The organism is Acinetobacter sp. YH12027, from assembly GCF_013420085.1.
Classification (GTDB): Bacteria; Pseudomonadota; Gammaproteobacteria; order Pseudomonadales; family Moraxellaceae; genus Acinetobacter; species Acinetobacter amyesii.
Window position 1 is genome coordinate 43,533 of sequence record NZ_VOYW01000005.1, and the last position, 15,856, is coordinate 59,388.

Consider the following 15,856-nt stretch of genomic DNA (forward strand, 5'->3'; position numbering starts at 1 on the left):
TCGATCTTTATAATATTGATATCATTAGGGGTATTTATGACAGGGCTGGCAATCAATAGTCAATCAAACGCATTTTCAATTGCAACTTTAATCTATGCGCGCTTACGTCGTGTGTCAGGTCGGGTTATTGACGCATTATATGTGGTTGAGAATGTCGAATACGCACGCTTTGTTTCTAACTTGGCTTTGGAAACGGCCGATCCTGAATTATCTCGTTTGGTTGCGCGGCTTTACAGCGAGTTGAATTTGCATGAAGCTGCAGTTTCAGCACAAGAAGAACCAATAGTTAGCTCAGTTCAATCTGAAACAGCAGAAATTTTAATGAGCGAACCGACTGCGGAAGATATCTATAAAGCACAGGTTGCACATCGTTATATTGGCGCATTGCGTTAATTCAATCCCGCTGTGAGCAGCAGCATAAATTTCCTGCTGCACACCGCCTGAAGTATCAACCATCTTTCCATGTTTCAAGAGCTGTTGAACTGTGCAGAAGGCGGTTGTTCATAGCTGAACTTTATCTGTTTGAAAGTATTCAATTCAATCAAAAATAAGGACAGATAGAAGTCCTGTTTGAAGGCTTTTTGAAAGGGGAAAGGTGAAGTTTAATTTAAACCGTTTAATTTATCTAATTGAAATGATAGATAGGAATTTGAAAATTCATTTTGAATAACATCATGCGTTTGCATTGAACGTTGAAAACTTCAACTGCCATTTGCCAAGATTCTCTGTATAATGCGTTAACTTAACGATAAGGAATCTCTCATGCACTTGGCGGCATTGCATACACCGAGCCAGATTCAACTCAACCAAGATGGTAACTTAAAACATTTCCTCACCATCGAAGGCCTTTCTAAAGAAACTCTCACAAAAATATTGGACACTGCACAGTCCTTTTTTAATGACCAAAATCAGCTGATTACCAACAACCTTTTAGAAGGTCGTACGGTGATGAACCTGTTTTTTGAAAATTCAACACGTACCCGTACCACTTTTGAAGCGGCAGCAAAACGCCTGTCTGCAAACGTATTGAACATTGATATTGCACGTTCAAGTACATCAAAAGGCGAGACACTGCGTGATACCTTGTGGAATTTAGAGGCGATGGCGACCGACATTTTTGTGGTTCGTCATTCATCGTCAGGCGCGCCGCATTTTATTGCCAAAGATGTTTGTCCGCATGTGGCAATCATCAATGCAGGCGATGGCCGTCATGCGCATCCAACGCAAGCCATGTTGGATATGTTGACGATTCGCCGTGAAACCAAAAAGAATTTTGAAGACATTTCCATTGCCATTATTGGCGATATTAAGCATTCGCGTGTTGCCCGTTCAGATGTCGCTGCATTGCAAACATTGGGCTGTAAAGATATTCGTGTCATTGCGCCAAATACTTTGCTGCCTTACGGTTTTGATGATTATGGCGAAGGCATTCGTTTGTTCAACAATATGGAAGACGGCATTCAAGACTGCGACGTGATTATTACTTTACGTATTCAAAATGAACGTATTGATTCTCCTGCGCTGTCATCTCAAGCTGAATTCTACAAAATGTACGGTTTGAATAAAGAACGCTTGGCTTTGGCAAAACCTGACTGCATCGTGATGCATCCGGGACCAATGAACCGCGGTGTTGAAATTGACTCGAGTATTGCCGATGGTGCTCAGTCCGTGATTTTACATCAGGTGACCAACGGTATTGCGGTGCGTATGGCGGTACTGGCTTTGGCGATGCAAGGTCAGCTGCAAGAAAAAGGTTTAATTGAAGCGATTGCGGTTTAAGGGATAGTCATGAGTATTGTTAAAGTTGAAAATGTACGTGTCTTAGATCCAATCAATCAAACTGACAGCGTACAGACGGTTTATATTGAAAATGGCCGATTGGTTGCCGAAAGCAATGCCGCTGAAACCATTGATGGTCAAGGCAAATGGCTGATGCCAAGTATGGTTGACCTTTGCGCGCGTTTGCGTGAGCCGGGTCAGCAGCAGCATGGCACTTTAAAGTCAGAAGGTAAGGCTGCACGTGCGAATGGTATTTTGCATGTGTTTACCCCGCCTGACTCAAAACCGATTGTGCAGGACAATGGCGCATTGATTCATGGCCTGGTGGAAAAAGCCATGATTGATGGTGGCATTTATCTGCAGGTGATTGGCGCGCAAACTCAAGGCTTGTTAGGCAAGCAGCCTGCGAATATGGCGGGTTTGAAAAAAGGCGGCTGTACAGCAGTATCGAATGCCAATGCGCCATTTATGGACGATGATGTGGTGATTCGTACTTTGGAATATGCAGCGGGTCTGAACATGACCGTTGTGTTCTATGCCGAAGAACCGCAAATTGCCAAAGATGGTTGTGTGCATGAAGGCTTTGTCGCATCTCGTCAAGGTTTACCGATGATCCCTGCATTAGCGGAAACCGTAGCCATTGCAAAATATTTATTGATGATTGAAGCTACTAAAGTGCGTGCGCACTTTGGTCTGTTGTCATCAGGCGCATCTGTCGAATTAATTAAACATGCTAAAGCGAAAGGCTTGCCTGTGACTTGCGATGTAGCCATGCACCAATTACATTTAACTGATCAGTTGATTGATGGCTTTAACTCACTTGCACATGTTCGTCCGCCGCTGCGTTCTGAGCAAGATAAAGACTTGCTCCGCCAAGCAGTGAAAGACGGTGTGATTGATGCAATTTGTACGCATCATGAGCCGCTGAGCAGCTCTGCGAAAATGGCGCCATTTGCTGAAACACAGCCCGGTTTTACCGCATTTGATACTTATGTGCCTTTTGGTATTCAACTGATTCAAGAAGGCCTATTAAGCCCACTGGAATGGGTTGAGAAAGTCACACTCGCACCTGCTAAAGTAGCCAATATGCAACAACGTTGGGCAGATGAAGCGGGTTGGGTGCTTGTTGATCCAGAGCTTGAGTGGACCATTAATAAAGACGCGATTGTGTCAAATGGTAAGAACACACCATTAATTCAGCAAACGGTAAAAGGTAAAGTAGTTCACGCTTTTTATGCCGTTTAAGCGCACGCTCAACATGGAAATTTGTTGATTCTCAGAATTTTGATTAGACATTAAAAAGTCAGCTTCGGCTGGCTTTTTTAGTGAAGATTGAAATTAAAAGATTGAAAATAAAAGAAGAAATTAAAGCGTTGACAAGTCCGAACAAATTATTACATTTGATCAAAAAATAAGCATATAAACTGAAGTACACATGAAAATAATGACAACTGCATGGAGTACAAATATGAGTATAGATTTATTAGCGCTGATTAAGCAGCACGTCTCCTCGATTGTGCTGGACGGTGATACACAACACTTAACTGAAAAAAATTCAGCCATTAGCCAGTTTATTCCATTCCTGTTAAATATTTTTCGATCCAAACCTGAATTTATTGATGCCTTTCAAAAACAGTTAAACCCACGTATTAGTGATATATTTTCGGCAAATCCCACATTAAAAGATCAATTTTTGCAACATCTCGGTGGCGGTACGGCCCCAACGTCAGAAATAGAGCAAACCTTAAACCACTCTATAGCTCCAACTTTAGGGGCACTTGAAAATGAAGCGGGTTCATCTGATCCCGTCGCAATCACGCATTTACTCGATAATCATGCAGATAGCATTTTGGCAGCACTCCCACAATGGGCTGTACCTTTACTCGCAGGTTTGGGGATCAATACAGCAGCCGGTCGTACATTACACCAAGCGCCTGCCGTTGAACCAACACCTGTTATCGTTGAAGAAAAACGCTCGAATTGGTTATTGCCGATTATTGCGTTGCTTATATTATTGGGTCTGATCGCATTTTGGTTTAAGTCTTGTACCAATAAACAAGAACCAACCACCTCTGCAACAACGGTTGCACAGCCTGCGGCATCTCAGCCAGCACATTTGCAATTTAGCACTGGTGCGGATGGGCAGTTAACCAACTGTCAAATTCAAACAGGTGATTCAAATTATCTTGAAATTTTGCAGCAACAAGTCAAACAGATCTTTAACTTTAATACGGGCTGTGGTGCTTCATCTGATGCCAGTTACCATACGCAATTTATTGATCAAGATACCATTCCAACGGTTCTGCAAAAACTCAAAGGTGTGCCAAATACCACTTTAACCTGGACTGAAAATCAGTTATCGATTTTGTCGCAAAATCCTGCTGATGCTCAAAACCTTGCCAATCAAATTAAACCTTTAGCAAAAAATATGACGGTATTGGTTCAAGAAGGTGTGAGCGAACAAACAGCAGTAGATAACAGTATTACTGATGCACAAAAAGCACTAGCGAGCATTAACCCTGAACAAGTTCGTGCCCTAGATGTTGCGACTGCGCTGAATTTACAAATTATTAATTTTGCGACAGGTTCATCTGATATTCCTGATGTGAATAAATCGATTTTGGATCAAGCGGCAGCGTTAATGCAGCGCGCAACACAGGTACATCTGACTGTACAAGGTCATACCGACGCTGTGGGTAATGCGGAAGCGAATAAAGCTTTATCGCAAGAGCGTGCACAAGCTGTGGTGGATTATTTGGTGTCGAAAGGCGTTGATCCTGCACAGCTTCAAGCGGTGGGTTATGGTCAAGAAAAACCGGTAGCAGAAAACATCACCAAAGAAGGTCAATTCAAAAACCGACGTATTGAGTTTGAAGTTTTAAATACCGAGAATGGCAAAGTACGAGATGTTACCAATGAAGGCGTGACTGAAAAGGCCAATTAAAACCGTACTAAATGAGATGATATATAAAAAATCCCTGCACATGCGGGGATTTTTCTCGTCAAAGCGCTGTAATTTTGAGTAAAATACGCCCGAAGAATAAAATCATAATGGTACTTATACAATGAAAAAAATAGTCATCACGAGCCTCATGTTGTCTGCGGCATTGATATCCGGCTGTGATAATTTTAAAAATAAAAAAGATGCTGAAGCCAAAACGGAAGCGCCTGCTTTGGAAGATTGGAGTTGTACTGCACAAGCCAATATTGACCAATTGCAAGATCATTTAAAAAACGAATATCTCAAAGAATTAAACAAAGAAATACGTCAGTCCGATTATGAAGCCGATCAGCAACTTATGGATCTGATTGTAAAAAATCTAAAATTTAACATTCAAAATGTCACGACTTTAACTGAAGACCCTAATAAAGCCAAAACATTGGAATGTAGCAGTCAATTGTTGGTGGTTTTCCCGAAAGGATTACAAAAGCGTGCTGAAAACGCCTATGCTGAACGACCATGTGACGAAGGCTGTGAAGAACGTGGTAATTATACTTTGAATGATTCACTCGAAGATGGTGAGTCAGGCTTAAGCATGGACAATGATCAGCTTAAAGGGAACTTTAGCTATAGCATCACTAAAACGGACAAAGATGGTTTAAGTTTAAGTGTCCCAAGTCAAAATGACGTAATTGATAGCGTTGTAACAGTGACACGTCATGCGGTGCTATATGCGGCATATAGTGCTCAAAATAAGCGAAACGAAGAATCCTATCAGCAAGGGATGGAGAGTCAATCTCAACAAATGAGCCTTGCACAAAAGGCGATGGATATTCGTAAGAAAGAGCTAGATCAGGATAATGGCAAAGTGGTGGACCGTCTCAATCAGACTTGGGATCGTTTTAGTGATGAACAAAAGGCGCAGTTACAGCAAGATCAAGCAGACTGGTTTGAAAAGCGTGATATCGACTGTAAAGTGCTTGCACAAAAAAGTGTTTATTCATTAAATGAAAGTGAAAAAGAGACTTATCAAAAGCATTCGCAATACTGGGATGATGCGATGAATACGCAAAATCAAGAGTTGCAATATACCAAATGTTTTAATCAGAAAACTACAGAACGAATTGTGTATTTAAATAACGTGTTTAATTGATCTAAAAGAAGAAAAGCCCTCAATGAAGGGCTTTTTTTGAATCTTAGTTTACTGCTTGATGATCAAAACAGGAATTGGGCACTGCGTTAAAATATTTTGTGCCACGCTGCCTAGCATGGCTTTTTTCAAACCTGTGCGTCCATGTGAACCCATGATGATTAAATCCGCAGAGATTTCATCAGCCACTTGTAAAATCCCTTCAGTTGGCGATACACCATGAATCAAACGAGTTTTAACTTCGATACCATCACGTACAAAGGTTTGTTTGATATCTTCTAAACGCAGCTGAGCACTTTTTTCAGCTTGCATAAAATATTCAGTGATTGCAGGTGCCACAGCATAGAAATCGACACCAACGAATGGATCAACAGCAACAACACTGACAATAGTCACGTGTGCATTTTGACTTTTAGCCAAGCTGAGGGCATGTTCAACAGCAGAATATGAAATTGGAGATTCATCCACAGGGACTAAAATTTGTTGATATTGACTCATATCTGCTTCCTTAATATTTTAAATGTTATCAATCTAATCTTGCTCTATTCACGATATTGTATGAATTAGACAAAAGGGTAAGCTTTTTGGTGAAGGGTGTGCTGAATACAAAAAAGCCCACATTGTGTGGGCTTGGTCATCTTAAGCTTTTACAACCAACACGGGTAATTCAGTATTGCTGAGTACATCTTGTGCGAAGCTGCCGAGTAGCATTTTCTTAAAGCCTTTGCGACCATGTGAACCCATCACGATCAAATCAGCTTTGACTTCATTGGCTGCTTCTACTACACCTTCAGCAGAAACTTGGCCTTTAATGATTTTACTTTGTGCTTCTACACCCACTTCAGTTGTAATTTGCACAGCTTCTTTCAATGCAGATTCTGCATTTGCATAAGCTTGTACGAAATATTCTTTCATGATTGATGAAGAATAATAGAAGTCTGCATCGGTAAATGGGTCTTCAGCTACAAGGCTGATTAAAGTGAGTTGGCTGTTAAACGCCTTGGCAATAATTGCAGCTTTTTTAACTGCAGAAAACGAGATTTCTGAACCATCGACAGGTACTAAAATGTTTTGATATGACATGGAACAATCTCCTGTAATTTTGCTTTTAAACCCTATAGATTATTGATAACACATTGTCGTGCATGGTTCAATTTATTAATCTAAAAAATATTGTAAATTCATAAAATTACATAAATTAATGTCGATAAGTCGTCAAATAAATCTGAGCGGAAAACTCGGACTTTGCTCAAAAAATATTAAAATAAAATCGACTAATTTTCTCGGATTTTGAGCCTAAATGATCAATTTGAACTTTATAAAAATAAGCCTAAACTATATACAGTTTTAAATCTAAGATTTATAACAGAATTGATGCGATTGGATAGTTTGATATGTCATATAAAGCAGGGTTGGTTGTACTCAGTATGTGTTCAGTGTTGTATTTGTCTGGTTGTCAAAACACGCAAAGTAGTACCAAAGTGATTGCAGGTGCTTTTAACTTATCGACACAAGTTCAAAAGACCTTCATCAACCTACATGCTCCTGACAATGTTATTGTGCAGTCAAATATTCAATATCTACAAAATCCAAATTTAAGCTTGGATATCTATCAACCTGAAACAAGTACGGTTATTGCACCCAGACCAACAATTGTTTGGATCCACGGGGGCGGTTGGGTCTCTGGCTCAAAAGAACATGCAGGGGGATATTTTAAACGGCTCGCAGCCCAAGGCTATAATGTGGTTTCTGTTCAATATCAGTTTGCACCTGACGCCATTTATCCCACACAGCTCAACCAAATAGATGCAGCACTGACGTTTTTGAATCTACATGCAGCACAATATGGCATTGATTCGCAAAATATGTATTTGGCCGGGGATTCTGCAGGTGCAAATATGGCCAGTCATTATGCCGCCTTGGTTACGAAGCCAGATTTTGCGAAAGCGTCAAAGATTCAACCTGTATTAAAGCCTTCACAGCTTAAAGGGCTGATTTTACATTGTGGTATTTATGATTTAAACAGCTTTGTAAATACTGCACCCGCAGAGATTGGACTGATCGAGTGGGGCGTCTATAACTTAGTTCAGGCGTATACCGGAGACAAAAAAGATGATGCCGAGTTTTTAACGCGTATTTCAACGGCCTCAAATATTAATGCAAATTATCCGCCTGTATTTATCAGCGGTGGCAATAAAGATTTTTTAACCAAAACGCAATCTGAGCCTTTTGTAGAAAAATTGAAGGCAAATAATGTACCTGTGACGGCGGTATTTTATCCAGATTCGAAAGAATATTTGGTACATGAATATCAATTTATGATGAGTAAAAAGGCTAGCCAGCAGACCTTTGATCGCACTTTAGAATTTTTGCAACAACACGTACAGTCCGTTAAAAATTAAAAACAGACTTAAAATGCTTGCAGAATAATCTCTAACTTAATAACATACCTACCAGTTGGTATGTTTGTTTTGGAATGAATAATGAATTCGGTAACATTGGCGTATGGCTTACTGTCATTGGCGATTATCTCAGAAGTAATTGGTTCGACATTTTTGGTGAAGTCAGAAGGCTTTACCAAACTTGCGCCTTCATTGGCTGTCGCAGTTTTATTCTGTTTGGCATTTTATTTATTGTCTCAGGTGATTAAAGTCATACCACTTGGTATTGCTTATGCCATTTGGGCAGGCGTTGGTATTGTTTTAACCGCACTAATTGGCTACTTTATCTTTCGTCAAAGTTTAGACCTCCCAGCCATGTTAGGGATAGGCCTGATTGTTTCAGGTGTGGTCGTGATCAACCTGTTTTCAACTTCAGCTGGACATTAATATGGATAATCCGCATCAGCGCAAGAAAGAGCCTCAACTGATACGCCAAAGTATTTTGCAGCATGCAATCCGTCTTGCTGCAGATAAAGGTGTCAACGGGGTGTCGATTCAAGCCGTTGCGGATTTAGTTGGGGTTACAAAAGGTGGTGTATTTCATCATTTTTCAAATAAGCAAAAGCTCTTAGAGTCCATGATTGTGATGCTTTTGGCTCAATTAGACGAGGTCGTTGACCGATTAATTGACGAAGACCCTGAGCCATACGGTCGTTTTACCCGAGCCTATATTGAAATTACTTTAGAAAAACAAATCATGGGTTTGCAACAGTCATGGTCTGCGATTTCGATGACCATGCTGACTGATAAAACTTTTAATGAATATTGGATTGAATGGATGAACTCACGTTTAGAGCGACATCATCAGACCGATTTAGATATAGAACTCAAAATTGTTCGTTATGCAGCTGATGGTATTTGGCTCACCGCTTTTACAGAAGTGGAAGATGAAAGTGAAACCCAATTATTAAAACAAGAACTGATCGCCAGAACGTATCGAGCGAAATAGATTAAATAACTGATTTTACATACGTAAAAGTAATTACGCATTTTTAAAATGATTTTTAAGTCTATTCGACAGAGTCTTACATCTAGGGATTGAATAAAGGGATTAACCTTCGGCTGGAGGTACTCTTGAAATGTTGTTTCTCATTCGGCAAAATGAGAAGCGTGCTACGTAAGGAAACCATTTTGCGGAGCATTGCTCCTCACCGCAAAAACATTTTTGATTAGAAATAGTCCAATCTCAAACACATGCGGATGACGTTACCGCGTATCATTCTTTATTTGAAGCAAATTATTTAACTGAGGGCTTAATTTCTTTTATATTTGAAAATAGCATGCACGACTAAACCAAAGACCAAACCCCAAAATGCAGAGCCAATACCAAAAAACTGTACGCCCGATGCACTAAACAAGAAGGTGAGTAGAGCGGCGTCACGTTCACTCGCTTCTTGGAAAGCAATGACGATGTTGTGTCCAATGGTGCCTAGTAGGGCAATGCCTGCTAAAGCGGTAATAAATACCAATGGGAAAGCGGTTAAGAAACTCACCAAAGTGGCTGCAAACAGGCCCATCAAAATATAAAAGAAGCCACAGGTCATACCTGCGATATAGCGCTTTTTCTCATCGGGGTGGGCTTGGTCATCTAGACTGATGGCAGCACTAATCGCAGCAATATTGACACTAAAACATCCAAATGGCGCGAGTAGCGTTTGGGCTGTCCCAGTCCAACCGATCAGTTGATTGACGTTGGGTTGATAGCCATAACTTTTAATCATGGCTAAACCCGGTAAATACTGAGAGGCCATATTGATTACAAAGAGTGGTAGCGCTAAACCCAGTATTGCTGAGATCGAAAATTCAGGTGTGACCCAAACCGGCTGTGCGAGTTCTAAATTAAGCGCCGGTAATTGAAAGCCAAGTAATAATGGGCAAAGCATAATGCCAATGATTACCGTAATGACAATGCTATAACGCGGTAACAGTCGTTTACTGAGGACATAAGCTGCGAGTAAACCAAGAACGAATGCCCATTCATTTTGTAAACTGACAAATAACTCAATACCAAATTTAAGGAGTACGCCTGCTAACATTGCACTGGTTAGACTTTGTGGGATATAGCGCAGTATTTTTTCAAAAATACCTAAAAATCCGAGTATTGCTGTCAATAAGCCGCAAACAAGAAATGCACCTAGGGCGGCATTCATGCTGTAACCATTTGCGGTCGCTAAAATCAGTGCCAGTCCTGCAGTGGACCATGAAGTCGCAACAGGATATTTAAATTTCCAAGACAGAATCAGCCCGCTTAAGCCGATACCCAAACCGAGTGCCCAAAACCAAGAGGTAATTTCTGCGGTGTTGGCACCGAGCAGTTGTGCAGATTGGATCACCAAAACAGCCGAAACGCTGATCCCGACTAAGAACGTAATAAAACCTGCAAAAGCAGCTGGAATGGAAAAGTCTTGGAGTAGTTTTTGCATAATGATCGAGCTATGAGTATTGTTGGCGCAGATTTAAGATGACATTTTTCAGGATGATACGCTCAAGCCCTGTACAGTAAAAGTGCTCATCGAGAGATTATGGAAATACTTTATTTATTCACTGATGTTACGCAGTAACATCAGAAGAGCCATTTGATTCAAATAAAAGAACGATACGCGGCAACGTCATTCGCAAGTGTTTGAGACAGGACTACTTCTATTCAAAAATGTTTTTGCGATACTTTGAATAATTAGACGCTAGTGAACGAGTTTTGCGGATGACAATGGTTTTGGGTACTTTTGCCGAAACAAAAGTACCTCCAGCCGAAGGCTAATCCCTTTATTTAAATCCTAGATGTAAGACTCCGTCGAATAGACTTAAAAAGCATTTTAAAAATGCGAAATTACTTTTACGTGCGTAGCATCAATTATTAACAAACGGCACTTTAATAGAACGAATCGACAACCACACATTGTGGATGTTTCATCCTTTTAAAAGTTAAAGGCATCGTAGATTATCCGGAGTTAAAACTTTGAGCTTTGTACTGTATACATATCATTTACATGGTAGATGTCGCAAGCTTTAGACCAAATCCGCAAAATAGAAGACCAACTGCTGCCACGCAGCATGCCGTAAATTTATAACGATGGCTAAAATAGGTGGCCAGTTTTGCACCCGAAAAGATCAAAATCGTTAAATAGCTCATACTAATAATTTGCAGTACGATCGCGAGTGCGGTGAATGTAATCGCAGGATATGGATATGCAGGATCGACGAATTGCACAAAGAACGATAAGTAAAAAAGAATGGCTTTAGGGTTTAAAATACTGATGGTTAATGCAGTCTTAAACGGTTTCAATTCATTCAAACTCAGTTGCTTGGTGTCGAGTTGTTCTGGCATTTGAACGGCATTCCATGTTTGGTAGGCAGCCTTGAAAAGTTTGATACCTAGATAACTTAAATACAGCGCACCGACAATTTTTAATAATAAGAATAACCAAGGGAAGGCATGAAGTAAGGATGCAGCCCCTAGAGCGGTGAGTAAGATTAAGATTAAATCGCCAGTATAAACGCCAAAAGCGCCTAAATAGCCGACCTTAATGCCATAGCGAGAAGCAACAGACATGACATAAAGTGAATTTGGCCCGGGTAAAATCACAATTAATATCGTACCAATAATAAAGGTCGTTAAGTCTGTGATTCCAAACACTGAAGACACTCTAATAAAAACCGAAGCTGTAGTATACAACTTCGGTTCTAAATGAAACTGAAAATTTCTAATTTATGCTTTTATTTCAGCATCTAAGCCAAAAGTTTGACGCAGTAAGCTACTTAATTGCTCACGGGCTTTAATAAAACCATCAATACCGCCTTGTAATAGTTGGAAAGACATTAAGTCTTTTTCAACTTCAGCTTTGAAAGTTTGCTTGTCGAGCACTTGTACATCGTGTTGACAGTGTGCATGCGCATGATGATTAGACAATTGCACTTCCACGGTACGCTGATCTTTTTCCAGTTCTGCCAATAAATTCGGTGAAACCGTCAATAAATCACAACCTGCTAAACCAAGCACTTGATCAATACTACGGAAACTAGCACCCATAATTTCAGTTTTGATGTCATGTTGTTTGTAGTAGTGGTAAATCTGCTTCACTGATAACACGCCTGGATCTTTCTCAATCGGGTAGCTATCCACATTTTCAGCTTTTTTGTACCAATCTAAAATACGACCGACAAATGGCGAAATCAGCGTGACTTGAGCATCTGCACAGGCTTGAGCTTGATGTAAGCCAAACAATAAAGTCAGATTACAGTGAATGCCTTCGGCTTCAAGGGCTTTAGCGGCTTGAATGCCTTCCCATGTTGAGGCAATTTTAATTAAGATACGGTTTTGATCGATACCATACTGTGCATATAAAGCCAATAACTCTTTAGCTTTTGCAATGGTGGCATCAGTATCATAAGACAAGGCTGCATCGACTTCTGTAGATACACGTCCTTCGATCAATTTTAAAATTTCAACACCAAATTTGACCGTAAGAATATCGATGGTGCGCTCAACCAGCTCATCGTTTTGATAACCTTCTTTACGCGCTTGTTCAAAAGCACTTTCAATCAGTTCTTTATTTTCAGGTTGATTTGCCGCTGCTGTAATTAAAGATGGATTTGTAGTCGCATCCAATGGACGGAATGTATTAATCGCAGCTAAATCACTGCTGTCAGCAACAATCGTTGTTAGGCTTTTTAATTGGTTTAACGCATTTTGAGTCATTTGAAATCTAGTTCTTAATGTTCTTGGTGTACATACTTTTATAACACAATCTGTTTAGAACCCAACCAAAAACCGCCCAATTAGGCGGTCTAAATCGTAGTTTTTCGTGAATTTCGGATGTGATTAATCAAAAAATGAGCAGCCGAGCCGAGTGGTTTTTCACGGTTCCAGACCAAGTCGACGAAATATTCAAATTTGGGTGTGAAATCTTGAAAGCTTAAGATTTTGAGTTGATCTTTGAGCGTCGGATTTTCATTAAACATCTCTAATGGAAGCACACCCCAACCCAGACCTTGAATAATCATCGAACAAGCAGAGTGGTGGTTATCTGTACGCCAACTGTGTTTGGAAAATAACAACTCTGGTTTGATACTTTTATCACGACTTGCAACCACGATTTGCCGACTTTGCAAAATTTGCTCAAAACTGACTTGCTTAAATTTCGACAGGCCATGTTTTGTCGCAGCAACAGGAACCAATGCTTCACGTTTCAATTCGACAAATTGTTCATAACTCTCAAGCTGTTCACGTTCAAATATTAGAGCAAGCTGTGCTTGACCTAGTAATAACATCTTTTGGGCATCTTCTTGAGGCGCAGAAAAAATATTGATTTGCAAAGATGGAAAATGAGCTTCTAGCAAAGAGATATAGTCGGTCCACTGCGTATGAAGCAGTTCTGATACCACCACGATATTCAGTGATGACTCTAAACCATGACTCAGCGCAATTGCATGCTGTTTCCACTGATTGATTTCTATCAATAATTGTTCAGTTTTTTCATACAGGTTTAGCGCTTGAGCTGTGGGCACAGGTTCACGACCAACGCGCTCAAACAGTTTAAGGTTGAGATCAATTTCGAAATTGGCAATGGACATGCTGACCGCTGAAGGCACTTTGCCGAGTTGTCTGGCAGCTGCGGAAAATGATCCTGTTTCCATGACTGTTTTAAAAATCATCAGTTGTTCTTGATTAATATTCATGAGCATACAGAAAAATAAAGGAATACAACCTTTCAATAATATTGAAAGAAACTAACTCGATTAATCAATAATATAAAAATAAAATAAGTTTTTTACAAATGATAGAGTGTTTCAAAATGACGATTTCCAAGAGAAGGATTATTCATGCGCTAAGCTATGAGATCATCCTATTGGTGATCATTGCTATTGCGTTAAGTTTTATTTTTAAAGTTCCGATGGAGGTGACAGGTACGCTAGGTATTGCGATGGCGGTGACTTCTGTGATTTGGAACATGATTTTTAATCATTATTTTGAAAAATTTGAAGCAAAAAGAAAGTTAAAAAGAACCTTTGGTGTACGTGTTTTACATGCGATTGGATTTGAAGGCGGCTTAATGCTTGCAACCATCCCAATGGTGGCTTATGCCATGCATATGACCTTATGGCAGGCGATTTTGCTCGATTTTAGTATGACCATGTGCATTTTAGTCTACACATTTATTTTCCAATGGTGCTATGACCAGATCGAGGCGCACTTGGGCTACCAACCACAATATCGTTAAATTTCAATAAGAAAATCACATTGGCCTGTACTGATAAATACAGGCCTTTTTTGCATCAAAATAGTGCAATATTTAACAAATAATAATATATAAAAACATAAACTAACTATAAAAAGTTAGAATAATTACATAACTTTTAAATATAAGAACAAAGAATGTTTTTATAAATTAATTAAAAAAATATGCAAAACAAGGAGTTAGCATATGAAATTGATAAAAATTGTCACACCTGTTGTTTTACTTGGGCTTACACAATTTACATTTGCAGATGGTAACTTTAAGCGCTTTTCTGTATCTGCAGGTTGGTTACACGTGATGCCGCAAGGAAAGGCGAATCCTTTTAACATTAATACTTCTGTGGCAAATGGGACACAGGCCAAAGTTGGAAGCATTAGTGAAGAGGGTTTTTTACAAGCAATTGACCCAAATGCAACGATTCAAGACGGTGATAACACAGTAAATTTAAAGGAGACTTTAGGAACATTATTAGAAGATAGTTTTATTAATGGACTCATGACAGATGGCAAAGGCAATATCAAACCAGATATTGCAGGGACATCGACATTATATGGATTGGAAAATTGGTCAGCAGGAGGCACTGGTCTAGAAGCAGAGGATGTTGATACTTTAGGTTTGATGGTCAATTATTATATCAATGACAACGTATCCTTACAGATGATTGGCGGTATTCCTCCCAAAGTGGATATTCAAGGGAAAGGGATGATTACGGCACCTTTATCTGGCAATGCAATGCCGGGAGGTCTTGCTGGTTTGCTGTTTCCGGACGGTTTACCTTTGGATTATGATGTACCAATTACCAATCTGGATGCTTATGGTAAAGCAGCAACAGCGCGTGCTTGGACGCCAGCATTTCAAGCTCAGTATCAATTTGGAAAATCGGGCGTGAATAAATTCAGACCTTATGTAGGTGCAGGGATTATGTATGCGTATTTTAATGATATTGAACTCAATAAAGGTATTGAATCTGACTTAATTGCTGCAGGGCATATGATTCAAAATATTAAGGATAATCTTGCAGGTGCTGCATTAGACGGTAAAGAATCATCAGGTAAAATGGTGGTCGATGTCGATGCGGATGATGCGATTGCTCCAATTGTCACACTCGGTTTTACCTATGACTTCACCCCAAATTGGTTTACAGCAGCTTCAGTGTCTTATGCAAAGTTAAATAATAAGACCAAGATCGATGTGATTAACCAAACGACCGGTGAACAGTTAATTCATGCAACGACAAAGATCGATATTGATCCCATCATTACTTATTTAGGTGTCGGTTATCGTTTCTAAAAATTATGAAATCTCTGAA

Annotated in this window: 16 protein-coding genes; 10 read left to right on the forward strand and 6 right to left on the reverse strand. The window is 39.8% G+C overall.

The window, feature by feature from the left end; genetic code table 11:
* Positions 1-36: 36 nt before the first annotated feature.
* The 5 genes from FTT94_RS01910 to FTT94_RS01930 all read left to right on the forward strand — a co-directional run bounded on the left by FTT94_RS01910 (position 37) and on the right by FTT94_RS01930 (position 5,873).
* Positions 37-393, forward strand: a complete 357-nt coding sequence (locus tag FTT94_RS01910; protein WP_180010389.1) for a hypothetical protein — start codon at positions 37-39, stop codon at positions 391-393.
* A 369-nt stretch (positions 394-762) separates the two neighbouring features.
* The gene (locus tag FTT94_RS01915) at positions 763-1,779 is read left to right on the forward strand and encodes an aspartate carbamoyltransferase catalytic subunit (protein ID WP_180010388.1); all 1,017 of its coding nucleotides are present in this window, start codon (positions 763-765) and stop codon (positions 1,777-1,779) included.
* A 9-nt stretch (positions 1,780-1,788) separates the two neighbouring features.
* Complete coding sequence (locus FTT94_RS01920; RefSeq protein WP_180170136.1) at positions 1,789-3,024, forward strand: dihydroorotase; 1,236 nt, start codon at positions 1,789-1,791, stop codon at positions 3,022-3,024.
* Positions 3,025-3,247: 223 nt separating this feature from the next.
* The gene (locus tag FTT94_RS01925; protein ID WP_180170137.1) at positions 3,248-4,723 is read left to right on the forward strand and encodes an OmpA family protein; all 1,476 of its coding nucleotides are present in this window, start codon (positions 3,248-3,250) and stop codon (positions 4,721-4,723) included.
* A gap of 121 nt (positions 4,724-4,844) precedes the next feature.
* Positions 4,845-5,873 (forward strand): DUF1311 domain-containing protein, encoded by a 1,029-nt coding sequence (locus FTT94_RS01930; protein ID WP_180170138.1) that lies wholly within the window; start codon positions 4,845-4,847, stop codon positions 5,871-5,873.
* A 48-nt stretch (positions 5,874-5,921) separates the two neighbouring features.
* Here FTT94_RS01930 and FTT94_RS01935 read toward each other — a convergent pair whose 3' ends face one another.
* Together FTT94_RS01935 and FTT94_RS01940 are read right to left on the reverse strand one after the other, a co-directional pair.
* Entirely contained in the window at positions 5,922-6,368 is a 447-nt protein-coding gene (locus FTT94_RS01935; protein WP_180170139.1) for a universal stress protein, read from the reverse strand.
* Between the two features lie 141 nt (positions 6,369-6,509).
* On the reverse strand, positions 6,510-6,953 hold the full coding sequence (locus FTT94_RS01940) for a universal stress protein (protein WP_078191806.1): 444 nt from the start codon (positions 6,951-6,953) through the stop codon (positions 6,510-6,512).
* A gap of 311 nt (positions 6,954-7,264) precedes the next feature.
* Here FTT94_RS01940 and FTT94_RS01945 point away from each other — a divergent pair, with 311 nt between their 5' ends.
* From FTT94_RS01945 to FTT94_RS01955, 3 genes are all read left to right on the forward strand, one after another.
* Positions 7,265-8,272 carry an alpha/beta hydrolase gene (locus FTT94_RS01945; RefSeq protein ID WP_180170140.1) on the forward strand — a complete coding sequence of 336 codons (1,008 nt, stop codon included), beginning with the start codon at positions 7,265-7,267 and terminating at the stop codon, positions 8,270-8,272.
* 81 nt (positions 8,273-8,353) lie between these two features.
* The gene (locus tag FTT94_RS01950; RefSeq protein ID WP_078188613.1) at positions 8,354-8,698 is read left to right on the forward strand and encodes an SMR family transporter; all 345 of its coding nucleotides are present in this window, start codon (positions 8,354-8,356) and stop codon (positions 8,696-8,698) included.
* 1 nt (position 8,699) lies between these two features.
* Positions 8,700-9,260, forward strand: a complete 561-nt coding sequence (locus FTT94_RS01955) for a TetR/AcrR family transcriptional regulator (protein ID WP_180055160.1) — start codon at positions 8,700-8,702, stop codon at positions 9,258-9,260.
* Positions 9,261-9,564: 304 nt separating this feature from the next.
* Here FTT94_RS01955 and FTT94_RS01960 read toward each other — a convergent pair whose 3' ends face one another.
* The 4 genes from FTT94_RS01960 to FTT94_RS01975 form a co-directional block, all read right to left on the reverse strand.
* On the reverse strand, positions 9,565-10,734 hold the full coding sequence (locus FTT94_RS01960; protein WP_180114066.1) for a benzoate/H(+) symporter BenE family transporter: 1,170 nt from the start codon (positions 10,732-10,734) through the stop codon (positions 9,565-9,567).
* 560 nt (positions 10,735-11,294) lie between these two features.
* Complete coding sequence (gene leuE, locus FTT94_RS01965) at positions 11,295-11,945, reverse strand: leucine efflux protein LeuE (protein WP_180170168.1); 651 nt, start codon at positions 11,943-11,945, stop codon at positions 11,295-11,297.
* A 72-nt stretch (positions 11,946-12,017) separates the two neighbouring features.
* Positions 12,018-13,007, reverse strand: coding sequence for a transaldolase (gene tal, locus FTT94_RS01970; RefSeq protein WP_078191801.1), 990 nt, complete (start codon positions 13,005-13,007; stop codon positions 12,018-12,020).
* Between the two features lie 89 nt (positions 13,008-13,096).
* A complete protein-coding gene (locus FTT94_RS01975; protein ID WP_180170141.1) occupies positions 13,097-13,987 on the reverse strand; it encodes a LysR family transcriptional regulator in 891 nt (296 codons plus the stop codon).
* 116 nt (positions 13,988-14,103) lie between these two features.
* On the opposite strand from FTT94_RS01975, the gene aceI reads away from it, so the two are divergent.
* Both aceI and FTT94_RS01985 read left to right on the forward strand, forming a co-directional pair.
* Positions 14,104-14,529, forward strand: a complete 426-nt coding sequence (aceI, locus tag FTT94_RS01980) for a chlorhexidine efflux PACE transporter AceI (RefSeq protein ID WP_168377760.1) — start codon at positions 14,104-14,106, stop codon at positions 14,527-14,529.
* 204 nt (positions 14,530-14,733) lie between these two features.
* Positions 14,734-15,837: an OmpW family protein gene (locus tag FTT94_RS01985; RefSeq protein ID WP_180007892.1), complete on the forward strand. Its 1,104-nt coding sequence runs from the start codon at positions 14,734-14,736 to the stop codon at positions 15,835-15,837.
* Positions 15,838-15,856: the final 19 nt, after the last annotated feature.